Annotated in this window: 24 protein-coding genes and 6 tRNA genes; 11 read left to right on the forward strand and 19 right to left on the reverse strand. The window is 60.8% G+C overall.

Features of this window, described 5'->3' with window-relative positions; genetic code table 11:
• The first annotated feature begins 208 nt into the window (after positions 1 to 208).
• Complete coding sequence (locus tag AACX99_RS11945; RefSeq protein ID WP_445261864.1) at positions 209 to 2,080, forward strand: sensor domain-containing diguanylate cyclase; 1,872 nt, start codon at positions 209 to 211, stop codon at positions 2,078 to 2,080.
• Here AACX99_RS11945 and AACX99_RS11950 read toward each other — a convergent pair.
• From AACX99_RS11950 to gltX, 7 genes are all read right to left on the reverse strand, one after another.
• On the reverse strand, positions 2,050 to 2,889 hold the full coding sequence (locus tag AACX99_RS11950; RefSeq protein ID WP_339412055.1) for an alpha/beta fold hydrolase: 840 nt from the start codon (positions 2,887 to 2,889) through the stop codon (positions 2,050 to 2,052). The two genes, AACX99_RS11945 and AACX99_RS11950, sit on opposite strands and share 31 nt — an antisense overlap.
• A gap of 10 nt (positions 2,890 to 2,899) precedes the next feature.
• Positions 2,900 to 3,439 (reverse strand): TetR/AcrR family transcriptional regulator, encoded by a 540-nt coding sequence (locus AACX99_RS11955; RefSeq protein ID WP_339412056.1) that lies wholly within the window; start codon positions 3,437 to 3,439, stop codon positions 2,900 to 2,902.
• Positions 3,440 to 3,680: 241 nt separating this feature from the next.
• Positions 3,681 to 3,756, reverse strand: a tRNA-Glu gene (locus AACX99_RS11960).
• Positions 3,757 to 3,820: 64 nt separating this feature from the next.
• Positions 3,821 to 3,896, reverse strand: a tRNA-Ala gene (locus AACX99_RS11965).
• Positions 3,897 to 3,947: 51 nt separating this feature from the next.
• Positions 3,948 to 4,023: transfer RNA gene (locus AACX99_RS11970), tRNA-Glu, on the reverse strand.
• Between the two features lie 63 nt (positions 4,024 to 4,086).
• A tRNA-Ala gene (locus AACX99_RS11975) sits at positions 4,087 to 4,162 on the reverse strand.
• A gap of 289 nt (positions 4,163 to 4,451) precedes the next feature.
• The gene (gltX, locus tag AACX99_RS11980; RefSeq protein WP_339412057.1) at positions 4,452 to 5,933 is read right to left on the reverse strand and encodes a glutamate--tRNA ligase; all 1,482 of its coding nucleotides are present in this window, start codon (positions 5,931 to 5,933) and stop codon (positions 4,452 to 4,454) included.
• A gap of 230 nt (positions 5,934 to 6,163) precedes the next feature.
• On the opposite strand from gltX, the gene AACX99_RS11985 reads away from it, so the two are divergent.
• The gene (locus AACX99_RS11985) at positions 6,164 to 7,060 is read left to right on the forward strand and encodes an EamA family transporter (RefSeq protein WP_339412058.1); all 897 of its coding nucleotides are present in this window, start codon (positions 6,164 to 6,166) and stop codon (positions 7,058 to 7,060) included.
• Between the two features lie 94 nt (positions 7,061 to 7,154).
• Here the strand turns inward: AACX99_RS11985 and uvrB are convergent, their stop codons facing one another.
• Positions 7,155 to 9,170 carry an excinuclease ABC subunit UvrB gene (gene uvrB / locus AACX99_RS11990; protein WP_339412060.1) on the reverse strand — a complete coding sequence of 672 codons (2,016 nt, stop codon included), beginning with the start codon at positions 9,168 to 9,170 and terminating at the stop codon, positions 7,155 to 7,157.
• Between the two features lie 177 nt (positions 9,171 to 9,347).
• Here uvrB and AACX99_RS11995 point away from each other — a divergent pair, with 177 nt between their 5' ends.
• The 5 genes from AACX99_RS11995 to AACX99_RS12015 all read left to right on the forward strand — a co-directional run bounded on the left by AACX99_RS11995 (position 9,348) and on the right by AACX99_RS12015 (position 13,010).
• Positions 9,348 to 10,544, forward strand: coding sequence for an amino acid aminotransferase (locus AACX99_RS11995; protein ID WP_339412062.1), 1,197 nt, complete (start codon positions 9,348 to 9,350; stop codon positions 10,542 to 10,544).
• Positions 10,545 to 10,608: 64 nt separating this feature from the next.
• A tRNA-Asn gene (locus AACX99_RS12000) sits at positions 10,609 to 10,684 on the forward strand.
• 9 nt (positions 10,685 to 10,693) lie between these two features.
• A tRNA-Pro gene (locus AACX99_RS12005) sits at positions 10,694 to 10,770 on the forward strand.
• Between the two features lie 351 nt (positions 10,771 to 11,121).
• Entirely contained in the window at positions 11,122 to 11,346 is a 225-nt protein-coding gene (locus AACX99_RS12010) for a DUF2061 domain-containing protein (protein ID WP_339412063.1), read from the forward strand.
• Between the two features lie 104 nt (positions 11,347 to 11,450).
• Positions 11,451 to 13,010, forward strand: coding sequence for a glycoside hydrolase family 17 protein (locus AACX99_RS12015; protein ID WP_339412064.1), 1,560 nt, complete (start codon positions 11,451 to 11,453; stop codon positions 13,008 to 13,010).
• On the opposite strand, the gene AACX99_RS12020 is transcribed toward AACX99_RS12015, so the two are convergent.
• Positions 13,011 to 13,379, reverse strand: coding sequence for a hypothetical protein (locus AACX99_RS12020; RefSeq protein ID WP_339412065.1), 369 nt, complete (start codon positions 13,377 to 13,379; stop codon positions 13,011 to 13,013).
• Between the two features lie 102 nt (positions 13,380 to 13,481).
• Between AACX99_RS12020 and AACX99_RS12025 the strand changes: the two genes are divergently transcribed.
• From AACX99_RS12025 to AACX99_RS12040, 4 genes are all read left to right on the forward strand, one after another.
• Positions 13,482 to 14,054 (forward strand): hypothetical protein, encoded by a 573-nt coding sequence (locus tag AACX99_RS12025; protein ID WP_339412067.1) that lies wholly within the window; start codon positions 13,482 to 13,484, stop codon positions 14,052 to 14,054.
• Between the two features lie 136 nt (positions 14,055 to 14,190).
• A complete protein-coding gene (locus AACX99_RS12030; protein ID WP_339412069.1) occupies positions 14,191 to 15,489 on the forward strand; it encodes a serine/threonine protein kinase in 1,299 nt (432 codons plus the stop codon).
• 16 nt (positions 15,490 to 15,505) lie between these two features.
• Complete coding sequence (locus AACX99_RS12035) at positions 15,506 to 16,258, forward strand: MlaA family lipoprotein (RefSeq protein ID WP_445261870.1); 753 nt, start codon at positions 15,506 to 15,508, stop codon at positions 16,256 to 16,258.
• A 71-nt stretch (positions 16,259 to 16,329) separates the two neighbouring features.
• Positions 16,330 to 16,773 carry a MerR family DNA-binding protein gene (locus tag AACX99_RS12040; RefSeq protein ID WP_339412071.1) on the forward strand — a complete coding sequence of 148 codons (444 nt, stop codon included), beginning with the start codon at positions 16,330 to 16,332 and terminating at the stop codon, positions 16,771 to 16,773.
• 166 nt (positions 16,774 to 16,939) lie between these two features.
• Here AACX99_RS12040 and AACX99_RS12045 read toward each other — a convergent pair whose 3' ends face one another.
• From AACX99_RS12045 to ccmA, 10 genes are all read right to left on the reverse strand, one after another.
• Entirely contained in the window at positions 16,940 to 17,266 is a 327-nt protein-coding gene (locus AACX99_RS12045; RefSeq protein WP_339412073.1) for a hypothetical protein, read from the reverse strand.
• Entirely contained in the window at positions 17,263 to 18,465 is a 1,203-nt protein-coding gene (gene ccmI / locus AACX99_RS12050; protein WP_339412075.1) for a c-type cytochrome biogenesis protein CcmI, read from the reverse strand. Before ccmI ends, AACX99_RS12045 begins: the two co-directional genes overlap by 4 nt.
• A complete protein-coding gene (locus AACX99_RS12055) occupies positions 18,465 to 18,944 on the reverse strand; it encodes a cytochrome c-type biogenesis protein (protein WP_339412077.1) in 480 nt (159 codons plus the stop codon). The genes ccmI and AACX99_RS12055 overlap by 1 nt, the downstream gene beginning before the upstream one ends.
• Positions 18,941 to 19,477, reverse strand: coding sequence for a DsbE family thiol:disulfide interchange protein (locus AACX99_RS12060; protein ID WP_339412079.1), 537 nt, complete (start codon positions 19,475 to 19,477; stop codon positions 18,941 to 18,943). Before AACX99_RS12060 ends, AACX99_RS12055 begins: the two co-directional genes overlap by 4 nt.
• Positions 19,474 to 21,447, reverse strand: coding sequence for a heme lyase CcmF/NrfE family subunit (locus AACX99_RS12065; RefSeq protein ID WP_339412081.1), 1,974 nt, complete (start codon positions 21,445 to 21,447; stop codon positions 19,474 to 19,476). Before AACX99_RS12065 ends, AACX99_RS12060 begins: the two co-directional genes overlap by 4 nt.
• Positions 21,444 to 21,932 (reverse strand): cytochrome c maturation protein CcmE, encoded by a 489-nt coding sequence (ccmE, locus tag AACX99_RS12070; protein WP_339412083.1) that lies wholly within the window; start codon positions 21,930 to 21,932, stop codon positions 21,444 to 21,446. The genes AACX99_RS12065 and ccmE overlap by 4 nt, the downstream gene beginning before the upstream one ends.
• Positions 21,929 to 22,105: a heme exporter protein CcmD gene (gene ccmD, locus AACX99_RS12075; RefSeq protein ID WP_339412084.1), complete on the reverse strand. Its 177-nt coding sequence runs from the start codon at positions 22,103 to 22,105 to the stop codon at positions 21,929 to 21,931. The genes ccmE and ccmD overlap by 4 nt, the downstream gene beginning before the upstream one ends.
• On the reverse strand, positions 22,102 to 22,860 hold the full coding sequence (locus AACX99_RS12080) for a heme ABC transporter permease (protein WP_339412227.1): 759 nt from the start codon (positions 22,858 to 22,860) through the stop codon (positions 22,102 to 22,104). Before AACX99_RS12080 ends, ccmD begins: the two co-directional genes overlap by 4 nt.
• A gap of 73 nt (positions 22,861 to 22,933) precedes the next feature.
• Positions 22,934 to 23,605, reverse strand: coding sequence for a heme exporter protein CcmB (gene ccmB / locus AACX99_RS12085; protein ID WP_090252142.1), 672 nt, complete (start codon positions 23,603 to 23,605; stop codon positions 22,934 to 22,936).
• Positions 23,602 to 24,237, reverse strand: a complete 636-nt coding sequence (gene ccmA / locus AACX99_RS12090; protein ID WP_339412087.1) for a cytochrome c biogenesis heme-transporting ATPase CcmA — start codon at positions 24,235 to 24,237, stop codon at positions 23,602 to 23,604. Before ccmA ends, ccmB begins: the two co-directional genes overlap by 4 nt.
• Between the last annotated feature and the right edge of the window lie 240 nt (positions 24,238 to 24,477).

Consider the following 24,477-nt stretch of genomic DNA (forward strand, 5'->3'; position numbering starts at 1 on the left):
CCGCTATGCAGTGGACCTTAGTATCAGCTCAGGGTGCCCAATAGATATGCACTGGCCAATCGGCAGCCAGCGCTGCAGTCAAACGTCGCGCGTGACATGGCAATGCAGCAAATTTTGGCTCATAAGCAACCACGGCTAAGCTATCGGTATGTCATAAGGCCGCGCAATAATGCACCTTTGCCGTATCCGCCAACATCCTTGCCATGGAATGCCTCTTTTGATTGTGTTGCTGCGCGTACTTCTGCTGCTGTTGCTCCCCACACTAGGGCAGGCAACTAGCCTGTCTCTGGTGGCCAGCGACGCGCCTCTGCTGCCGGGCCCGGTGATACACGTATGGGCAGACCCTGAGGGCCTTGCCGATATCCACAGCGTTCGCCAGCTTCCTGAATCAGCCTGGCAACCGGTGGCACGCCGCGACGCCAGTTTCGGCTACAGCAAACATGCCTACTGGCTGCGCTTCAGCCTGCACAACCCGGCGGCAGAGGTGATCGACTGGGTATTGCTGATCGGCAACCCGCTGCTCGACTATCTGGATGCCTACGGCCTGGATGGCGAACGGGTGTATCGCGCCGGCGATCAACGCCCCTTCGATGAGCGCTGGGTCAATCATCGCCAGCTGGTGCTGCCATTCAGCTTGGCACCTGGGGAAGAGCGCGAGCTGATCCTGCGCATGCAGACCAACGGCTCGGCCAACCTCAGCGCCAGCCTGATGAGCAACGAAGGCTTCACCCACTACGAGCAGCGCATGCTGCTGTTGCAAGGACTGTTCTTCGGCGCACTGCTGGTGATGCTGATTTACAACCTGTCGATCTTCGTCATCACCCGCGACCGCAACTACCTGTGGTACAGCCTGTTCGTCGCCTGTTTCAGCTTCTACCAATTTATCCAGCTGGGATTTGCCTTGCAGTGGCTATGGCCGCAAGCGTTGGCCTGGCATCAGCTGAGCTTCCCGCTTAGTTCAGCCCTGGCGACGCTGTTCGGCATCCTCTTTACCTATGGCGTGCTCGATCTCAAGACCGGGCCCGCAGCCTACACTTGGATCTGTCGGGCACTGATGGCGTGCAGCGTGCTGGTGATCGTGCTGGCCTTCTGCGCGCCCTACACCGTCGCCCTGATTGGCAGTTTTGTCCTGGTGGTGGTTTGCGCCGTATTCGCCTGCCTGTTCACCCTACTGCGCTGGCGCGACGGCTATCAGCCAGCCAAGTTATTTGCCCTGGGTTGGTCAGCCCTGATTCTGGCCAGCCTGTTCAGCATCCTCAGCGGCACCGGGATCATCGCCAACTCCCTGCTGACCCTGCATGCCCAGCAGATTGGCAGCCTGTTTGAACTGGTGATCTTCTCGATTGCCCTCGGCTCACGTATCCGCCTGGCGCAACATGCCCAGCAACAGGCTCAAGAGCAGCTATACGCCAACGAGCACGAACTGCGACTGGAACAGGCCAAGAGCCTCGACCTGCAAAAACAGATCAACGAAGGCCTGGAGGCCCGTGTGGCAGAGCGCACTGCATCCTTGCAGCACGCTCTGCAGGAGCTTTCTACCGCCAACCGCCAGTTGGCCGAACTCAGCCGCCGCGACAGCCTGACCGGGTTATTTAATCGCCAGGTGCTCAACGAAGAACTGGAGCGCATGCTCGCCCAGGCCAAACGCAGCCAACGGCCGCTCGCCATGCTGATGATGGACCTGGACCACTTCAAGAAGGTCAACGACCAGCACGGCCACCTGGTTGGCGACGCCTGCTTGCAGCACGCGGCACTGCGCATGCAGCAGCGCATGCGCAGCAACGACCTGCTGGTACGCTTCGGCGGCGAAGAGTTTGCCGCCGTGCTCTGCGATACCGATCAATCTGGCGCGCTGGATCTGGCAGAGCAGCTGCGCGCCGACCTGACCAGTCACCCCTGTACGTACCAAGACCTGAGCATCGACCTAAGCCTGAGCATTGGCGTCTATGCGTTGATTCCAGATATCGGCAGTGATCGTGAGCAGCTGCTACGCCACGCCGATCAGGCGCTGTATCGGGCCAAGGCCGCCGGGCGTAACAAGGTTATCGGTTACGAGGCCAGCGCCTTGGGCGATGTCTGATTTAGCGACTTCAATAGCTCCAGCACCGCCTGCAGTACCCGCGGATCAGCCAATACACGCTGATGTCCGCCGCTTTCCAGGCGCAGCAGGCGGCTGTCAAACCAGCTCTGATGAATCGATTCAGCCTCGCTGAACGGCACCATCGGATCGTCCAGCGCATGCACGACCAATCCAGGGAAATCCAGCTGGTAGTGCGCGCTATCCAGCTGCCCAGCGGGAATCCCGGCTTTCTCCTCGACCAGTCGGACAAAGTGCGCGCGCGCCTGGCGAGGCAGCCCCATATAGCGCGAGAAGCGTCGCAGCATGGTCAGAATCCGGCTGGGTGCGGCAATGCTCACCAGCGCCTCGGTGCGCAAGCCCAACTGGGTGGCCAGCAAGGCGCTGGCGCCGCCCATGGAATGGCCAATCACCGCTTTCAGCGGCGGCAATTCGCTGGCGGCCTCCAGCAAGGCGCGGGCAAACAGCACCACATTGGCCTCACGCCCAGGCGAACGACCGTGAGCTGGCGCATCCAGCGCCACCACGCCATAACCGGCATTGACCAGGGCCTTGATCAGCTCGGCGAACTGCGTCGGGCGCCCTTCCCAGCCATGCATCAGCAACACAGCCGGTCCGCTGCCCCAACGCAGTGCTGACAAACCAAAGCGCAGGGTGATGCGCTCGGCCTGCGCCAGCAGCGGCAGTTCCCAATCACGCGGCGGCAAGGTGTGCGGCGTCATAAACTCCCGGCGCAGCCTGCTGGCCAGAGCATGCGGCGCCAGTAGACCAATTGATGCGTTGAAACCACGAACCCAGCTCATGCTATTCATTGCCATATCCTCAGACGATTGCCGATTTAGCGGCACGCAAGACTCGATCAGACAACTCACCGGGGCCCAACGCGCGTGCCAGCGCCAGCCCTCCGACCATCAAGGCGATATCGGCCAGCGCCTGACCAGCCTCTTCAGGACTGCCCGCCAGCTGCGCCGTCATCAGTTCGACATGCTCAGCCAGCACGCCGCGAAAACCGTCCGGCATACGCGCCAGCTCGCCGACCGAGCTGGGCAACGGGCAGCCCTGCTCGTTGGCATCGCGGTGCTTGCGCGATAGATAGAAGGCCGCCAACAACACTCGACGCTCGTGAACAGGCAAAGCCGGATCAAGCTGCGCGACCCTCTCCCGACGCTGACAGAGCATCTGCTGAAACACCTCCAGCATCAGCGCATCCTTGCTCTCGAAATGCGCATAGAAGCCGCCTACCGTCAGGCCAGCCGCGCCCATCACCTCGCCCACACTGGGCTCAGCCGGACCACGCTGCAACAACGCCCTACTGGCAACGGCCAGGATGCGTTCGCGGGTTTGCGCCTTCTTCTTGCTCATGTCAGCCTCCGTAATATTATGACTGCAATATTATAGGCGTAATACAATTAAGCAAGCGCCAAGGGCAACCACTGATCGGCTAGAGAAATAATCTTCAGGAGGTAGAAAAACTGCCCCGAGCAATTTTTAACGTCGCGTAGCGACGGGCCCGCAGGGTGGGCGTCAGGGATGGCAGGCCATAAAAACAAAAGGGCCATTCAATAATGAATGGCCCTTTAAAATCCCGCAGAGCGGGCAAAAATGGCGTCCCCTAGGGGACTCGAACCCCTGTTACCGCCGTGAAAGGGCGGTGTCCTAGGCCACTAGACGAAGGGGACGAAACCTTCGAAGAACAAGGCCAGCTTTACGCTGGCCCCGTGGCAGTTACTGCTACTGCAAAATTGGTGGAGATAAACGGGATCGAACCGTTGACCTCTTGCATGCCATGCAAGCGCTCTCCCAGCTGAGCTATACCCCCAGATTTATCGCCTCTCGGCTCACAGCCCAAACCAGCACTGCTTTTTGATACTGGCGTCCCCTAGGGGACTCGAACCCCTGTTACCGCCGTGAAAGGGCGGTGTCCTAGGCCACTAGACGAAGGGGACGTAACCCTTCTACAACCAACCAGCTACAAAAGCTGATTGTGGCAAGCCTTGCGGCTTTGAAGATGGTGGAGCTAAACGGGATCGAACCGTTGACCTCTTGCATGCCATGCAAGCGCTCTCCCAGCTGAGCTATAGCCCCATCTCAAGGACGGGGCGCATGTTAAGAGCGCGCCCCGCACCTGTCAACAAAATTTTTACCTGCACCAGCATTCTTTATGCTGACAGAACAACCACTTACCCCATCCCGGCACGTCAAATCGACGGCCGGACGGCGCATTTAGCGGCTTAGAACCTGCTTCTGAGCTCGCGAGCTAGAGCGAGACAAGGCAAAAATGGCCGAGGAAGCGGAGTTTACGGACTGTAAATGAGCATTCCGAGGCCATTTTTAACGCAATATCGCCGACGCGCAGCAGATCCGAAGGAGGCTCTTAGGCGATGGCCGCCAACAGCTTCTCCCACTCTTTGTTCTCTTTCTTCGACACACCACCGAGCAGCTCGATAGCCTGACGCAGACGGAAGCGAGTGAGGTCTGGGCCGATAATTTCCATGGCATCCAACACCGATACGGAGCTGGCGTGCCCGGTGACGGCGGCAAACATCAGCGGCATGGCATCACGCAGCTTCAATTCCAGATGCTCGACCACCGCCTGGATGCAGCCGGTGATCTTGTCTTTTTCCCACTGACGCAGCGCTTCGAGCTTCCACAGGATCAACTGCATCAGCTGACGCACCTGCTCAGCCGAGAGCTTTTTGTGCTCGAACAGCGCAGCATCCGGGGCTACTCCACCGGCGAAGAAGAAGCTGGCCAATGGCGCGATCTGGCTAAAGGTTTCCACCCGGCCCTGTACGTGCGGGGCGATCTGCATCAGGTAGTTGCTGTTGAAGGCCCATTTCTGCGCACCGGCGGCGAACTCTTCGACGCTCAGCTCGCGCATCCACTGACCGTTGAGCCAGGACAGTTTCTCCAGATCGAAGATCGGCCCACCCAGCGACACCCGGCTGATGTCGAAGTGCGCGACCATCTCGTCGAGGCTGAATTTCTCGCGCTCGTCCGGCATCGACCAACCCATGCGGCCGAGGTAATTGAGCATCGCCTGGGGCAAGAAGCCCATACGCTCGTAGAAGGTGATTGAAGTCGGGTTCTTGCGCTTGGACAGCTTGCTCTTGTCCGGGTTACGCAGCAGCGGCATATAGCACAGCTGCGGCTTGTCCCAGCCGAAGTACTCGTACAGCAGAATCAGTTTGGGCGCTGACGGCAGCCACTCTTCGCCGCGCAGCACGTGGGTGATGCCCATCAGGTGGTCATCCACCACGTTGGCCAGGAAGTAAGTGGGCAGACCATCGGTCTTCATCAACACCTGCATGTCCATCCGATCCCATGGGATCTCCACTTCGCCACGGAGCATATCCGGCACCACGCATACGCCTTCACTCGGCACCTTCATACGTACTACGTTCGGCTCACCAGCGGCCAGGCGCTGCTGCACCTCTTGAGCAGACAGATGCATGCAATGGCCGTCGTAACGCGGCGTCTGCTTAGCTTCCATCTGCTCGGCGCGCAGCTTGTCCAGGCGCTCGGCGCTGCAGAAGCAGTGGAAGGCATGGCCCTTCTCCACCAGCTCGGCGCTGTATTTCTGGTAGATATGCCCACGCTCACTCTGCCGATACGGGCCATGCGGGCCGCCGACGTCCGGGCCTTCGCTCCACTCGATACCCAGCCAGCGCAGGGCGTCGTAGATTTGCTGTTCCGACTCGCGGGTCGAGCGCACTTGATCGGTATCTTCGATACGCAGGATAAATTCGCCACCGTGCTGACGGGCAAAGCACAGGTTGAACAGGGCGATATAGGCGGTGCCTACGTGCGGATCACCGGTGGGCGACGGCGCGATACGGGTACGAACGGTGGTCATGGCGGCTCTCAGAGAATGTGCAACGGGCAATCTTTCAAGCCCGCGATATTAACAGGCTGGCCGCCACCGGCTCCAGCCAGCGCGGCTATTTCAGCGAAAGCGGGCGCACACGGCATCTTGTAGTGCGCAGCAGTCTGGACAACACCACCAGCCGGCTTAGACTGACGCCCTCTACTGCGGGCCTTGCCGCTTTTCTAGGCCCCGCCCTGCCCTCGTTAACTCAGATCGCCATGCCAACCCCATCACGCACCCGCAGCCTGCTGCTGATCGTCGCCTTTGCCACTATCTATATCGGCTGGGGCACCACCTACCTGGCCAACCACTTTCTCCTGCAGGAAGTACCGCCCTTTATCATCGGCTGCCTACGCTTCTCGATTGCCGGCCTGCTCGCCCTGACCTGGGTGGTACTCAGCGGCCAACTGCGCATGCAGCGCAGCGACTGGGGCGGAGTGCTGATCGGCAGCCTGGCCTTGATTGCGGTCGGCCAGGGGGCGCTGATCTACGCCAACCAGTATTTGCCGACCGGCATGCTGGCGATGCTCTACACCACCCTACCGCTATGGAGCGTGGCGCTGGAATGGCTGCTCGGCGAGCGCCCACCGCTGTGGGTGATGTGTGGCCTGGCGCTGGCCTGCAGCGGGATCGTGCTGCTGATGAATAACGGCCTGGATCACAGCGCTTCCATTGAGCAGTGGTTCGCCGGCCTACTGGTAGTGTTTGCCACCCTGCTCTGGGCGGGCGGTGCCTGGCTGATGCGTCAACGCCCGCCGTTTCGCTCCAGTTGGCTGGGGTTGAGCCTGCAGATGCTGATCGGCGCACTGCTGCTGGCGCTGTTCGGCCTGTGGCACGGCGACTGGCAGACGCTGGATCTGCGCGCCATAAGCAGCAATGCCTGGCTGTGGCTGGCATACCTGATACTGCCGGTCAGCCTCGGCGTGTACCCGGCGTATTTCTGGCTGCTGCGCGAAGTGCGGCCGAGCCTGGTGTCGACCTTTGCCTTTGTTAACCCGGTGGTGGCGTTGCTGCTGGGCTACCTGCTGCTGGATGAGCGCCTGAGCCTGATGGCGATGGTGGCGTGCGGCATCACCCTGGGCGGCGTGGTGCTGATTATCTTCGGCCGTCGCTGAACAGTATCTGTGGAAGGGGCTTTAGCCGCGAAACAGCAGTCTCCTTGTCGCGGCTAAAGCCCCTCCCACCCAACGCCCTCCCACATTCAGCCAATTACACCTGCAGCAGTCGATCACGCAGTTTCTGAATCTCGTCGCGCAGCTGTGCCGCGGCCTCGAATTCCAGATCGCGGGCCAGTGCGTACATCTTCTCTTCCAGTTGACGGATGCGCTTGCTGATCTCGCTCGGTGAACGCAGCTCGTTCTCGTAACGCGCGCTTTCTTCGGCGGCCTGGGCCATGCCCTTGCGCTTCTTGCTGCGCGAGCCGGGCACGGTGGCGCCTTCGAGGATGTCCTGCACGTCCTTGAATACACCCTTGGGGATAATGCCGTTGGCTTCATTGAAGGCGATCTGCTTGTTACGCCGGCGCTCGGTTTCACCAATGGCACGCTCCATTGAGCCGGTCATACGGTCGGCATAGAGAATCGCCCGGCCGTTGAGGTTACGCGCGGCGCGGCCGATGGTCTGGATCAGCGAGCGCTCGCTGCGCAGAAAGCCTTCCTTGTCGGCATCGAGAATCGCCACCAGCGACACTTCCGGCATATCCAGGCCTTCGCGCAGCAGGTTAATACCCACTAGCACGTCAAAGGCGCCGATACGCAGGTCACGGATAATCTCGACCCGTTCCACCGTGTCGATGTCCGAGTGCAGGTAGCGCACCTTGACCCCGTGATCAGCCAGGTAATCGGTCAGGTCCTCGGCCATGCGCTTGGTCAGGGTGGTGACCAGCACGCGCTCCTCGATGGCCACGCGCTTGTGGATTTCCGACAGCAGATCATCGACCTGAGTCAGCGCCGGGCGCACCTCGATCTGCGGGTCGACCAGACCGGTCGGCCGCACCACCTGCTCGATCACCCGTCCAGCATGCTCGGCCTCGTAGTTACCCGGCGTGGCAGACACGAAGATAGTCTGCGGGCTTGCCGCCTCCCATTCCTCGAAGCGCATCGGCCGGTTGTCCAGCGCGGAAGGCAGGCGGAAGCCATATTCGACCAGGGTTTCTTTGCGCGAGCGGTCGCCCTTGTACATCGCACCGACCTGCGGCACCGAGACGTGGGATTCGTCGATCACCAGCAGCGCCTCGTCCGGCAAATAGTCATACAGCGTCGGCGGCGGCTCGCCAGGGCCGCGCCCGGACAGGTAGCGCGAGTAGTTTTCGATACCGTTGCAGTAGCCCAGTTCGACAATCATCTCCAGATCGAAACGGGTGCGCTGCTCCAGACGCTGCGCCTCCACCAGCTTGTTGTTGCTGCGCAGGTACTCCAGACGCTCAACAAGCTCGACCTTGATCTTCTCCACCGCCTCCAGCAGCACGTCGCGCGGCGTCACATAGTGACTCTTGGGATAGAAGGTAAAGCGCGGCAGCTTACGGATCACCTCGCCGGTCAGCGGATCGAAGGCCGAGATGCTTTCCACCTCATCATCGAACAGCTCGATGCGAATGGCCTCCAGGTCCGATTCTGCCGGAAATATATCGATCACATCGCCGCGCACGCGGAAGGTCGCGCGGGCGAAATCCATGTCATTGCGCGTGTATTGCAAGTCGGCCAGGCGGCGCAGCAAGGCGCGCTGGTCCATTTTGTCGCCGCGATCGACGTGCAAAACCATCTTCAGGTACGACTCGGGGCTACCCAGACCGTAGATGCACGACACGGTGGTAACGATGATCGCGTCCGGCCGCTCCAGCAGCGCCTTGGTCGCCGACAGGCGCATCTGCTCGATATGGTCGTTGATCGAGGCATCCTTCTCGATAAAGGTATCGGAGGACGGCACATAGGCTTCCGGCTGGTAGTAGTCGTAGTAGGAAACGAAATACTCCACCGCATTGTTCGGGAAGAAGCTCTTGAACTCGCCATAGAGCTGCGCGGCCAGGGTCTTGTTCGGCGCCAGCACCAGGGTCGGACGCTGGAGCTGGGCGATCACGTTGGCGATGGAAAAGGTCTTGCCCGAGCCCGTTACGCCGAGCAATGTCTGGTGCGAAAGGCCCGCTTCCAGGCCTTCGACCATCTGCCGAATGGCCTCGGGCTGATCGCCGGCGGGCTGGAAACGGGTGACCAATTGAAACTCGGACATGACGGACCTCGACAAGCGGATGTGACGCGACCTGAAAGCCTACGTCAAAACCGGTGAAAAGCGTGTGCCTGCTGTCGCAGCACAGGTTATGCGTCGGTATACTACCGGCCGACTTACGCAACCCCTAGCCGGGCGTTGCCTGATACCCAACTTCTCCTCTTCAGAGCTGCCGCATCCATGAGTCTGTTCTCTGCCGTCGAAATGGCTCCGCGCGACCCCATCCTGGGCCTCAATGAAGCATTTAACGCCGATACCCGTACGACCAAGGTCAACCTGGGCGTGGGCGTTTACTACAACGAGGAAGGCCGCATCCCCCTGCTGCGCGCCGTAGCCGAAGCCGAGAAAGCCCGCATTGAAGCCCACGCCCCGCGTGGCTACCTGCCGATTGAAGGCATTGCTGCCTACGACAGCGCCGTACAGAAATTGCTCCTGGGTAGCGACTCCGAACTGATTGCCGCTGGCCGGGTGATCACCACCCAGGCCGTTGGCGGCACTGGCGCACTGAAAACCGGCGCCGACTTCCTCAAGCGCCTGCTGCCTAATACCGTTGTGGCAATCAGCGATCCGAGCTGGGAAAACCACCGCGCGCTGTTCGAGTCTGCCGGCTTCGCGGTGCACAACTACCGTTATTACGACGCAGCCAGCCACGGCATCAACCGCGCCGGCATGCTCGAGGATCTGAAGAATCTGCCGGCCCGCTCGGTTGTCGTGCTGCACGCTTGCTGCCACAACCCGACCGGCGTCGACCTGTCGCTGGACGATTGGAAAGCCGTGCTGGAAGTGCTGCGCGAGCGTGAACATGTGCCGTTCCTCGACATCGCCTACCAGGGTTTTGGCGACGGTATTGAACAGGACGCCTTTGCCGTGCGCCTGTTTGCGGCCTCGGGCATCCCGTTCTTCGTTTCCAGCTCGTTCTCCAAATCCTTCTCGCTGTACGGCGAACGCGTCGGCGCACTGTCCATCGTCACTGGTAACCACGACGAAGCCAGCCGCGTGCTGTCGCAAGCCAAGCGCGTGATCCGCACCAACTACTCCAACCCGCCCACCCACGGCGCCACTGTGGTTGCCAGCGTGCTGAACAGCCCTGAGCTGCGCGCTCTGTGGGAAGAAGAGTTAGCCGGCATGCGTGAGCGCATTCGCGGCATGCGCATGGCCATGGTCGAGCAGCTTGCAAAACACGGCGCCAAGCGCGACTTCAGCTTCGTCGCCCAGCAGCGCGGCATGTTCTCCTACTCGGGCCTGACCGCCGAGCAGGTCGAGCGCCTGAAAACCGAGTTCGGCATCTACGCCGTCAGCACTGGCCGTATCTGCGTCGCCGCGCTGAACCAGCGCAACCTACCAGCTGTTACTCAAGCCATCGCGGCCGTTCTCTAAACGTTTGGGGAAGTCGATCAGGTATTGACTTCCCCTTTCTAATCAGTAGGATACGCGCCATCGTTCCGCGATAGCTCAGTCGGTAGAGCAAATGACTGTTAATCATTGGGTCCCAGGTTCGAGTCCTGGTCGCGGAGCCAGTAGTTCATCGGGGTATAGCGCAGTCCGGTAGCGCGCCTGCTTTGGGAGCAGGATGTCGGGAGTTCGAATCCCCCTACCCCGACCATTTTTGGTCGTTGGCTCAGTTGGTAGAGCAGTTGGTGTTTAACCGATTACTCAGGGGCTATAAAGCCACATGCGTAACCCTTTCAAGCCCGCTTGAAAGAAAAAACCCGCCTAGGGCGGGTTTTTTATTGTTTGCCATCCATGGCAACCACCCCTTCGGGCGCGTCGCTACGCTCCATCAAAAACAGCTCCAGGCGGCTTTTATTGGCACTGGCCGATGAATAGCCAGCGAGTGCCTCCTCGCATCAATCATCAAAAACTATCAAAGCCATTCAAGCGCAGCATTTCCTCAATCGAACTTGAACAACTAGGCTGCATCTCAATGAAGAATACTTCTCACTCGAGGTGCGCCATGCTCAAGACTCTGACTTTTACCCTGATGCACTTTTGTATCGCCTTCGGTGTCACTTATGCGTTGACCGGCAGCATCGCCGCTAGCGGCCTGGTAGCGGCCATCGAACCACTGTGCAACTCCGTGGGGTTCTACTTCCATGAGAAGGTCTGGCAGCGCATCGAAGGGCGTTCGACAACCGCTACTGTGCGCCCTAAACATGCCTGGTTGCATCACCAGGCATAAAGACTGCTGCAGCGGCAAGGCACCTGAGCAGGCTGTAAAACAGTCAGCGGGGAGCGGAACCAATCCGCTACTATTCGCAGCTCAGCCACCATACGCGCCTGACTATGCCTGCTACTTCTCGCTTTCCTGCTCCGCCTTACCTCTTTGCCTGTCTGCTCGGTCTACTGGCGCTTTACGGCCTGTGGTATGGCCTTGGCCAACCGGTCGAATTGGCTGATGCCGCAACACCCACGCACAAGCTGCAATGCGCGTCCTACACCCCATTCGACAAGGATCAATCGCCCTTCGATCAACCCATGCAGCTGCGCCCCGAGCGCATGGAAGCAGATCTGGCCTTGCTCGCAGAACGATTCGAGTGCCTGCGCACCTATTCGGTGACCGGCCTGGAAGAGCTGCCGAATATGGCGCGTAAACATGGCCTGAAACTCATCGTCGGCGCCTGGGTCAGCCGTAACGCGGCCGATACAGCGGCTGAGATCGCCGGCCTGGTAAAAATCGCCAACGCTCACCCGGATGTGGTGCAGGCGGTGATAGTCGGCAACGAGGCGCTGCTGCGCAAAGAAGTCACTCCGCAACAACTGGTGGCGCTGATCAAGCAGGTTAAAAGCCAGATCAAGCAGCCGGTCACCTATGCGGATGTCTGGGAGTTCTGGCTTAAACACCCGGAAGTTGCCCCCGCAGTGGACTTCATCACTATTCACCTGCTGCCCTACTGGGAAGACAACCCAGCGGGGATCGAAAGTGCTCTGCATGAAGTCGCTGAAGTACGCCAGACCTTTGGCAATGCCTATGCGCCCAAAGACATCATGATCGGCGAAACCGGCTGGCCAAGCGAAGGGCGCCAGCGTGAAACCGCAGTGCCAAGCCTGGTCAACCAAGCCAAGTTTATCCGTGGTTTTGTCGCCATGGCCGAGCAGAACGGCTGGCGCTACAACCTGATCGAGGCATTTGACCAGCCGTGGAAACGCATTAGCGAAGGTGCCGTTGGCGGTTATTGGGGCCTGTATGACGCCGACCGCCAGGACAAATCTATCCTCGCCGGTTCCGTATCCAACCTGCCGCACTGGCCGGCCTGGCTGAGCTTAAGTCTGATCATTGCGACAGCGACGCTGCTGCTGGCCGGTCAACCGCGTTCGCCACGTGCCGCATTGTTATTGCCGTTGCTGGCGGCGCTTGGGGCCGGCTGTATCAGTTTGTTTGCCGAATTGACGCTGGTTACCAGCCGTTACCTCGGCGAGTGGCTCTGCGCAGCCGCACTGATTGCGCTGAACCTTCTGGTACTGGCCCACGCCGCGCTGCTGCTCAGTAAGCAGACTGGCTGGCGCGCACAGCTATCCAACTGGCTGCACAGCAAGGGCGCGCTGTGGCTGACACTAAGCGGTTTTGCCGGAGCGGTGATGATGCTCGCGCTGGTGGTGGATGCGCGCTACCGCAGCTTCCCTAGCGCAGCACTGCTGCTCCCCGCGCTGGTCTATCTGTGTCGCCCGGTGGGTGGCTACCGCCGTGAAGTCGCCCTGCTCGCGCTGCTGGTCGGCGCATGTATTGCGCCGCAGCTGTACCAGGAAACCCTAAGCAATTGGCAAGCTCTAGGCTGGGCGCTGACCTGCGTGCTATTGGTCGCGGCGCTATGGCGCAGCCTGCGGGTTAAAACGCAAACCGCCTGATCAGGCGGTCTGCGGCGCGCGCACCCAGCGCAGCAGCGCCAGCACCACGGCAAATACCGCGAGGCTGGCGCTGTACAACACCAGCGCCGGCAGGCCGAGCAGCAATGCCAGCACCGCCAGGCGCTTGCCCCAAGCACCCGGCAGCACAAACGCCAGCACAGCAATAATCAGCGCAGCCCAGGCCAAGACCCGGAAGTGGATCAACCAGCCCAGGCTTGCACGTACCTGGCAGGCCAACTGTTGCGGATCCTCAACGCACAGGCCGACCCACTGCGCGCCCTCCATTAGCTGATAGCGCAGCGCAAAGCTCAAGGCCAGACACAGGACCGCAGCGATCAGCAGAGCAGTCAGAGGCAGATAACGGGACATGAGGCAACTCAAGCAGATAAAGGGGCTGCCTAGGATAAGCCGCCGCGCCACGGATAACACCCCGAGATCGCCGCTTGCAGTCTCTGCGGCTAGAATCCAGCCATGCTGATACGTCGCCTAATACTGATCACCGCAAGCCTGCTCGGCCTCTGGATGCTGTGGGTCATGCTATTGCCTAGACCCAGCGGCCATTCGCCCACGACACCACTGTCCGGCAGTAGCTGGCGCGTGGCGGAGCACACGGTCAGCAGGCTGGAGAGTTTCCAGTTGGAGGCGCGTATTCTGGGCCGTGAAGACTACTACTTCGACCGTGGTGCCAAGCTTTCACCGACTGATCTGGCGCTTGGCTGGGGGCCAATGGCCGATCCTGAGGTGCTGCGCCATATCAGTATTAGTCAGCGCAACCGCTGGTACTTCTGGCGGTCAGAACAACTGCCGATCGAGCGCCGGCAGATTGAGATCAACAGCGCCAATATGCACCTGATACCGGCCAATGCAGAAGTGGCCAACACGCTGACCCAACTCAAAGCGGGCCAGCAGATTCGCCTAAGCGGACAATTGGTACGCATCGATGGCGATGATGGCTATCGCTGGGTCAGTTCACTCAGCCGTGAAGATACCGGCGACGGAGCCTGCGAGCTGATCTGGGTTGAACAGCTCGCGGTAGTGCCCTGACAACCGGATGTCGAAATGGCACTTACGCTTGAAAAACTGCCAATTTATAACTAAACGGCACGTAACCTGACTTATGTGGTCAAATCGAGCCATTCCTGACCAACTGCATCAGCCCTAGCTCTCAAGAGATTTAGCCATGTCGCATGTCCCTCGTCTGCTTGCCCTTCTCAGTTGCTTGGCCCTGATGGCCCCCGTCAGCGCTGCCGATATCGATGCCAGCAGTTATGGCTATCCCATTAGTAACCCCTTCGAAGCCACCCTGGCGACCACCCCGCCCGAGTTGCGCCCGGAGCTTCCGGTCGACGCCGACATCAGCCAGGACGACTACCAGATCAAACTGCGTCCGGAGCGCGAGTTCGAGCTGCCGGACAACTTCTGGCCGGTCACCCAGATGCGCTACCGCATGGCCAAGCAGTCCGGCGAAGCGCCGCTGATCTTTATCATCGCCGGCACTGGCGCGCATTACGCCAGCAGCACCCCGGAATACCTGAAGAGATTGTTCTACGGCGCCGGCTATCACGTGGTGCAACTGTCGTCGCCGACCAGCTATGACTTCATGACTTCGGCCTCGCGCTTTGCCACACCCGGCATCACCCGCGAAGACGCCGACGACCTGTACCGCGCCATGCAAGCCGTGCGTGCACAGCATCCGCGCCTGAAAGTCAGCGAATACCACCTCACCGGCTACAGCCTCGGCGCGCTGCAGGCCGCCTTTGTCAGCGAGCTGGATGAAACCCGACGCAGCTTCAACTTCAAGCGCGTGTTGCTGCTCAACCCGCCGGTAAACCTCTACACCTCGATCACCAACCTCGACCGCATGGTGCAAACCAAAGTCGAAGGTATCGACAACAGCACCACCTTCTATGAACTGGTGTTGGGCAAGCTGACACGTTACTTCCAGGAAAAGGGTTACGTCGATATCAACGATGCCCTGCTCTATGACTTTCAGAACTCGGGGGAGCAGCTCAGCGACGAACAGATGGCCATGCTGATTGGCGCGGCGTTTCGCTTCTCCTCTGCCGATATCGCTTTTACCTCAGACCTGATCAACCGCCGCGGCTTGATCACCCCGATCGAATACCCGATCAGCGAAGGCACCAGCCTTACTCCATTTTTCCGCCGCGCCCTGCAGTGCGATTTCGACTGCTACCTGACCGAGCAATTGATTCCCATGTGGCGCGCGCGTACAGATGGCGGCAGCGTGGCGCAGTTGATCGACCAGGTCAGCCTGTATGGCGTAGCTGATTACCTGAAAAGCAGCAGCAAGATTGCCGTCATGCACAACGCCGATGATGTGATCCTCGGCCCTGGTGACCTGGGTTTTCTGCGCCGCACCCTGGGTGAACGCCTGACCCTTTATCCGCTGGGTGGCCATTGCGGCAACCTCAACTATCGCGTCAACAGCGACGCCATGCTGGAGTTCTTCCGTGGCTAAGCCCATTTCCCTCGCAGTGCTCTTCACCCTGTTGCTCGGCAGCAGCCTGTCGTACGCCCAACACGCTGTTGATGACGATGGCTTCACGCAGCCGTTACAACACCTGCAATTCAATCCGGGGCTGGATCAGCGTGAGTTCGAGCGTTCGACCCTCAGCGCACTGCAAGTCTATGACCCGCTGGAGTCGTGGAACCGGCGCGTCTATCACTTCAACTACCGCTTCGATGAGTGGGTATTCCTGCCGATTGTCGATGGCTACCGCTATATCACCCCAACCTTGGTGCAGACAGGCGTCAGCAACTTCTTCAGCAACCTGGGTGATGTGCCCAACCTGATTAACAGTGCGCTGCAGCTCAAGGGCAAGCGCGCCATGCAGACCACCGGGCGTCTACTGCTCAATACCACCCTGGGTGTCGCCGGTCTTTGGGACCCGGCGACCCGCATGGGCCTGCCCAAGCAGAAGGAAGACTTCGGCCAGACCCTGGGTTATTACGGCACACCAGCCGGGCCCTACCTGATTCTGCCGTTGCTGGGACCATCGAACCTGCGCGATACCGGCGGCCTGGTGGCGGACTTTACGGTCAAAAGCCAGGTCAACTGGCTGAATGTCGCCGAAACCAGCGCCAGCCATCCGGAAATCATCCTGCTGGAAGTGGTCGACCAGCGCTCCACGGTGAACTTCCGCTACGGCCAGCTCAACTCGCCGTTCGAGTACGAGAAAATTCGCTTCTTCTACCATGAGGCACGCAAGCTGCAGATCGCCGAATAAACCTGCGAGCTTGACCCAAGGGCCGCCCCCAGGCTTTAACCTGGCGCGGCCCTTATTAATGGAGAGTGACTATGCGTGTCGCCCAACTGGCCAAAGCCGCCGCTGTCAGCAGTGAGACGGTGCGTCACTACACCGACCTTGGCTTGCTTCGGCCCACGCGCAACCCGGATAACGGCTACCAGGAATACTCCAGCTCAGACCTGCAACGCCTGCGCTTTATCGCTCGCGCACGCCGCTTGGGTTTTAGCCTGAAAGACACGCAACAGATCCTCGCCAGCGCCGATAACGGCCAGGCGCCCTGCGCCGAGGTGCGCGACCTGCTCAGCGAACGCCTGGCGGCCTTGCAGGCGCATATCGAGGAATGTCAGCGCCTGGCGCAGGTGATGCAGAACGCTTTCGACGACTGGGCCAACAAGGGCGAATGCGCCCCCGATGGCCAGGCCATCTGTCGTTTGATCGAAGATTTCGAACCAGATATCGAGCGCCGCCCCGCAACGCCCTGCCCCGCACACTAACCAAGCTGTCTGAGATCTCGCGAGCTAGAGTCCTGCAAGGCGCTACGTTAGTAACAGCCTCCGGCTGGTCAAAACAAGCGAGGAAGCGGAGTGCACTTTTGTACATGAGCATTCCGAGCTTGTTTTTAACGCAGCAGGGTCGACGCGCAGCAGATCGTAACCCTAGTTACTGGGCATAGCGGCGATGCAGGCCCGGTGGCACACCGCTGCTGTCGGTTGGCAACCAGGGGCCCTGCGGGTTACTGGCCCAGCTCCAGCCGGAATTCCAGCGGTAATAGGTGCGTTCCCGGTAGTACAGATGAGACGCCCCACCGACCACATAAACCCCGAGCCCAGAATCCCATTGACTGTCCACTCCCGGTGGCGGCGCAAACCGTGGGTGATTGCTACTGCCGCTAGGGTTTGTCACCGGTGCTGTTGCAACCGGTGACTGTACGCAAGCACCGAGCCCCAGCAGGCCGACTAACACCGCACCACGCAAAAACAGCCTCATGGTGCTTTGCTGTCAGCGCTGTCGATCAACAGCTGCTGCAGCTCCGTGGTCTTGCTGGCCAACGGCTGACTGCTGCCAATCCATTCACCTGCAGTGGCATTGCCATTGCGCGAGATACGGGCGACCAGCTGCACCTGCTCGAAGCCGGAAATCTTCAACTGCGGCATCATCGCATCGCTGTCCGACAGACTGACTTCAGCCGGCAGGTCAGCCACGCTCAGGCGCTTGACCGCCAGTGGCATCGGCGGCCCGGAGACGGCGCGAGCGAAGATAAATACCGCGTCACCCGGCTGTACCTTGGCTTGCAGCTCGGCAGCCAGAGCGACGCGCACTTTCAGGCCTTGGCTAGCCGCCGGTGCGGCATCGACGGCAGGCGCGCCAAGCTGCTCACGGGCGCGATCAATCCCACCCTGAATCGCCAAACGTGAAGGGTCTTCAGCCGGTAGTACCGCGACCAGCTGCTGCCAGCGATCAATCGCCTGCTGAAACTGCCCGGCTTCATACGCGGCAATACCGAGCAGACCGAGACTGGTGACTTCTGCCGGATCGGCCTTCAGCGCTTCATCGGTGAGCGCTTGCAGCTGCTCAGTCCATTGCTTGTCGCCGGCAAAATACAGCGCCTGCGCCCACTGCCCGAGCAGCTCCGGCGCACGCCCAGCCACATCGACGGCGCGCTCGAACGCCACGGCAGCGTCAGCGGCACGTTCCTGAGCCATATAGGTACGGCCAAGGAAGTACCAGCTTTCGGCGGACTTGGGATCGCTCTGCACCGCAGCTTCCAGGCGTGCAGTCATTTCCTCGATGGACTTTGGCTGCGCGGCAAAGGTTTGTGCACGCTCGACGTCATCGATGGCGCCCCAGTGCTGGTACAGGCCATACCCCAGCAGCGGCATCAGCAGCGCGGCAACCAGCGGAATTTTACCGCCCAGAGAGCGCTGGGCCGGCTGCGCCTGCGCGCCTTCGGTGTCGGCGAGCAACTCGCGGGCTGCCTCATCACGACCATTGGCCAGCTGCTCTGCATTCAGCGCACCTGCGTCGTGCTGGCCTTGTAGATCCAGCAAACGCTCCTGATACAGGGTCACGTTAAGGGCAGTACGGTCTTCTTCGGCCTGCACCTTGCGCGCACGCAGCACCGGGATCAGCAGAAACGCCAGGGCCGTGAGCAACAGCAGGCCGGCGCATAACCAGAATTCAATCATCAGTCTTTCTTATCCACAGGCGTTTGATTAAGCAGAGCAGCCAGACGCTGCTGTTCATCAGCAGACAGGCCACCGGCGGCGCCCGGCTTGCTACGACGACGCACCAGGATGACCCCGAGCAGGACGAAACCACCGACCAGCAAACCAGCCGGGCCATACCACAGCAGCAACGTGCGCGCGGTTACCGGCGGCTTGTAGAGGACGAAATCGCCATAGCGGCTGACCAGATAGTCGATGATCTGCTCATTGCTCTGGCCCTCCTCCAGCATGCGGAAGATCTGCGCACGCAGGTCCATGGCTATCGGCGCATCGGAGTCGGCGATGTTCTGATTCTGGCACTTGGGGCAGCGCAGCTCTTCCACCAGATTGCGGTAACGCTCGCGCTCGGCCTCAGTGGCAAATTCGTAGGTGTCGATAGCGGCCTGGGCGGTGCCCAACAACGCCAGGCCCAATACAGCGGCGCTTAGCAGACGCTTCATGGCTGCACCTCATCGACTAGCTCTTGGTAGAGCGGCGCAAGCTGTTCACGCCAGATGCGCTCATCAATCACTCCGACGAACTTGTGGCGGATGATGCCGTCCTTGTCGATCAGGAAGGTCTCTGGCGCACCGTACACGCCCAGGTCCAAGCCCAGGGTGCCACGCGCATCGTTGACGTTCAGTTGATAGGGATCATGGAACTCCACCAGCCACTTCTGCGCGGCGGCGTTGTCGTCCTTGTAGTTGACCCCATGAATGGTCACGCCCAGCTTGGCCAGCTTGTTCAGCACCGGGTGTTCCACACGGCAGGCCACGCACCAGGTCGCCCAAACGTTGACCAGCGCCGGCTTGCCCTTGAGATCGGCCTCACTCAGCGTTTTGCCATCCTGCACCGCTGGCAGGGAGAACGCCGGGAACGGCTTGCCGATCAGCGCCGATGGTAGTTCGGTGGGATCGAGGAACAAACCGCGGTAGAGAAACACCGCCACGCCGAGAAACAGCACCAGCGGTAACAGCAGCAGTAAACGCTTCATGCCTGCACCCCCGCCATGCCCAGCGCATCACGTACGCGGGTGCGTACCTTCATGCGGTAGCGCTTGTCGCTGGCAGCGAGGAAGCCGCCAAAGCCCATCAACAGCGCGCCGAACCAGATCCAGCGAACGAATGGCTTGATATGCACGCGTACCGCCCAGGCGCCGTTTTCCAGCGGCTCACCCAGGGCGACGAACAGGTCGCGGGTGATCCCCGCGTCGATGCCGGCTTCGGTCATCACCGACTGCTGCACGGTATACAGACGCTTCTCCGGGTGCAGCACGGCAATCTGCTTGCCGCCTTCGAGGATGCGCACAGTGCCTTTGTCGGAGGTGAAGTTCGGCCCCTCGAAGTGCTCGGCACCTTCGAAAATAAACTGATAGCCGCCAATTTCCACGGATTCGCCCGGCGCCATGCGCATATCGCGCTCGAAGCTGCCCATGCTGGTCAGCACCACGCCCAGGGCACATACGGCCATGCCCAGGTGCGCTGTCTGCATGCCCCAGTAACTGCGAGTCAAGCTTGGCAAACCGCGGAAAAAACCCTTGTGGCGGGTTTTCTCAATAATGTCGCGCAGCCCGGCCAACACCACCCAAGCGGCCAGCAGGCACACGCCAAGCACCGCCCAGTTGAAGTCGCCGACCAGGAAGGTGGCGATCACTGCCAGCACCACGCTGCCAATCAGCACCGGCGTGAGCATGCTCAGCAGCCACTGCAGCGGCGTGTCTTTCCAGCGCACCAGCACGCCGACCGCAATCATCGCCATCAGCAGGCCCATCAACGGTACGAACAGGGCGTTGAAGTACGGCGGGCCGACCGACAGCTTGGCTCCTGTCATGGCATCCAGCACCAGCGGGTAGAGGGTGCCGAGCAGAATCATCGCCGCGGCCACCACCAGAATCAGGTTATTCACCAGCAGTAGAGTTTCCCGCGACCAAAGGGCAAAGCCGACCTGACTCTTGACCACCGGCGCACGCACGGCGAACAGCGCCAAGGAGCTGCCCACCACCAACAGCAGGAAGGCCAGGATAAACACGCCGCGCTCAGGGTCGCTGGCAAAGGCATGCACCGAGGTCAGCACGCCGGAGCGCACCAGGAAGGTCCCCAGCAAGCTGAGGGAGAACGCAGCAATCGCCAGCAGCACGGTCCAGCTCTTGAACACGCCGCGTTTTTCCGTCACGGCCAGGGAGTGGATCAGCGCGGTGCCGACCAGCCAGGGCATAAAGGAGGCGTTTTCCACCGGGTCCCAGAACCACCAGCCGCCCCAGCCGAGTTCGTAGTAGGCCCACCAGGAGCCCAACGCGATACCGATGCCGAGGAAGGCCCAGGCAACGATGGTCCAGGGCCGCGACCAGCGCGCCCAGGCGGCGTCCAGCTTGCCGCCGAGCAAGGCGGCAATGGCGAAGGCGAAGGCCACGGAGAAGCCGACATAGCCCATATAGAGCATCGGCGGGTGGATGATCAGACCGAAGTCCTGCAGCAGCGGGTTGAGGTCACGACCGTTTGCCGGGGTGTCGAACAGCAGGCGCTCGAACGGGTTGGAGGTGATGATCAGAAACAGCAGAAAGCCGATGCTGATAATGCCCATCACCGCCAGCACGCGGGCGAGCATCTCTTCCGGCAACTGGCGCGAGAAGATCGATACGGCAAAGGTCCAGCCGGCGAGAATCAGCCCCCAGAGCAGCAGCGACCCCTCGTGGGCGCCCCACACGGCGCTGAACTTGTAGTACCAGGGCAATGCACTGTTGGAGTTGTTGGCCACGTAGGCGACGGTGAAGTCGTCGACCATAAAGGCGTAGGTCAGGCAGATAAAGGCAAACAGCATAAAGCTGAACTGCCCCCAGGCAGCTGGCTGCGCTAGGCTCATCCACTGACGGTCACCACGCCAGGCGCCGATCAGCGGCAGGGTCGCCTGCACCAGCGCCATGCACAGCGCCAGAATCATCGCCAGATGGCCGAGCTCGGGAATCATTGCGCGTACTCCGATGGGGACGCCTGCTTGGCTGCTTTGGCTGCGTCGTGCTGCTGTTTCATGCCGCTCTGTTCCAGGGCCTGCATGACTTCCGGCGGCATATAGTTCTCATCGTGTTTGGCCAGCACTTCGTCGGCGATCAACACGCCGTTAGCGTCGAGCTTGCCCATGGCAACGATGCCCTGCCCTTCGCGAAACAGATCCGGAAGGATGCCGGTAAAGCGGATGGTTACGTTCTTGGCACCGTCGGTGACAACGAAATCGGTGTCCAGCGAATCGCTGGAGCGCTTTACCGAGCCCTCTTCAACCAGGCCACCGGCGCGGATACGGGTATCTTGCGGGGCTTCGCCATTGGCGATCTGGGTCGGGGTGTAAAACAGGTTGATATTCTGCTGCAACGCACTGAGGGCCAGGGCCACGGCGATGCCGACACCGGCAATGATGGCCAGGACGATATACAGGCGTTTTTTACGCACGGGGTTCACTTCGACTCCTCCCGGCGCAAACGACGCGCCTCGTCTTGCAGATAACGGCGACGCGCCAGGATTGGTAGCGCCACATTCAGCCCCAGCACAGCCAGGCTGATGGCATAACAGGACCAGACATAAGGCCCGTGGGTACCCATGGCGATAAATTCGCTAAAGCTGGCAAAACTCATTGGCCTTTCTCCACCAGCGCCTTGACCTCAGCTTTGGCCCAACTGCTACGCGCCTCACGCTTGAGCACCTCCAGACGCATGCGCAGCAGCAGCACGGCGCCAAAGAAGCAGTAGAAGCCCAGCACCATGATCAGCAGCGGCATCCACATCTCAAACGGCATGGCCGGTTTCTCCACCACGCTGAAGGTGGCGGGCTGGTGCAGGGTATTCCACCACTCCACCGAGTATTTGATGATCGGGATATTCACCACCCCGACGATGGCCAGCACCGCGCAGGCTTTAGCGGCGCTGTCACGGTTGGTGATGGCGTTGCCCAGGGCGATCACGCCGAAATACAGGAACAGCAGAATCAGCATCGAGGTCAGGCGCGCGTCCCAGACCCAGTAAGTGCCCCAGGTCGGCTTGCCCCACACCGCGCCGGTCACCAGGGCGATCACGGTCATCCAGGCACCAATGGGCGCGGCCTGTTGCAGGGCAACATCAGCCAGTTTCATCTTCCACACCAGACCAACCGTCCCGGCTACCGCCAGCATCACGTAAATCGACTGAGCGAGAAACGCCGCCGGCACATGGATATAGATAATGCGAAAGCTGTTGCCCTGCTGGTAATCCGGCGGAGCAAAGGCCAGCCCCCAGACCAAACCGACCACCAGCAGCACGGCAGCGGCCAGGGCCAACCAGGGCAACCAGCGGCTGCTGATTTCATAGAACCATTTGGGCGAGCCGAGCTTGTGAAACCACGTCCAGTTCATCAGGTTACTCATCAGTGCTAGGGCTGATCAGAGCGCAGGCAGGCACTCGGATCAACCGGCCATTCAGGCTTATTGTCTACTCAGCGACACTGATCGTCAGACCAGCGGCGATGGCAAAAGGTGTCAAGGTCACCGCCAATGCAGTGAGGCTGGCCAACCACAATAGGTGGCCGACCGCCGGCAATCCTTGCAGGCTGGCTTGTAACGCACCGCTGCCGAGAATCAGCACCGGGATGTACAACGGCAAAATCAGCAGCGCGAGCAGCAGACCACCACGCTTGAGGCCTACCGTCAGCGCTGCACCGACCGCACCCAATAGGCTTAGCACCGGCGTACCGAGCAGCAGCGAGATCAGCAGCACCGGAAGGCAGCGCCCCGGCAAACCCAACATCAACGCCAGCAGCGGCGCCAGCAACACCAGTGCCAGGCCAGAGAACAGCCAGTGTGCCAGCACCTTGGCCAGAACCAGAAGAGCCAGGGGGTGCGGCGAAAGGACCCACTGCTCCAGCGAGCCATCCTCAAAATCGCTGCGAAACAGCCCGTCCAGCGAGAGCAGCACGGCCAATAGCGCAGCTACCCACACCAGCCCAGGCGAAAGGCTTTGTAACAACTGCGTCTGCGGTCCCACAGCCAGCGGGAACAGCGCAATCACAATGGCAAAGAACACCAGCGGGTTGGCCAGCTCGGCCGGACGACGAAACAACAGGCGCGCCTCACGGGCCAGCAATAGGCTAAAGACATTGCTCATAACGGACGCTGCCCCAGATCAAGCTCGCGGTAACCGGCCGGCTTGACCGTCAATTCATGGTGCGTGGTCAGCACCACCAGACCGCCCTGCTGACAGTGCGCGGCCAGATGGTGCTCCAGCTGCGCCACCGCCGCTTTATCCAAGGCGGTAAACGGCTCATCCAATACCCAGAGTGACGGGCCTGGCAGATACAGACGGGCCAGCGCCACACGGCGCTGCTGCCCAGCGGACAGCGTATGACAGGGCACATCCTCAAAACCACGCAGCCCCACCGCCGCCAGCGCCTGCCAGATGGCCTCACGCTCGGCCGGCTGATGCAGGGCGCAGAGCCAGGTGAGGTTCTCCTCGGCAGTGAGCAGGCCCTTGATGCCGGCGGCATGGCCGGTCCACAACAGATTGCGCGCCAGCTCAGCCCGCTGCTCCGCCAGCGGGCTGCCATTCAGGCGAATCTCACCGGCGGTCGGCTGCATCAGCCCGGCCAGCAACCGCAGCAGGCTGGTCTTGCCGCTGCCGTTGGGACCGGCCACCTGCAGCATCTCACCGGGAACCAGACGCAGCTCCAGACGCTCGAAAAGCATGCGCCAGTCTCGCTCACAGGCGAGCGCAACGGCTTCGAGAAGAGGACTGGTCAAGGCATCGGTACCTTAAGATGGGTGGCAAAAGCTGTTCAAGTCGGCAGAGTCTTGGCCGCTATACTGACGCAAGTGGAATGCGCTGCGAGCACAGAGGATGCTTACAAAAGTAGCGAGCGATGGCCAGGCAAGACGAAGTCAGCCGAAAAAGCGGAGTGTACGAGTAGTACATGAGCAGTTTGAGGCGGACTTCAACGCAGCATGGCCGAGCGCAGTATTTTGTAAGCACCCTACTCAGAC

The organism is Pseudomonas sp. EA_35y_Pfl2_R5 (assembly GCF_963970805.1).
Lineage (GTDB): Bacteria > Pseudomonadota > Gammaproteobacteria > Pseudomonadales > Pseudomonadaceae > Aquipseudomonas.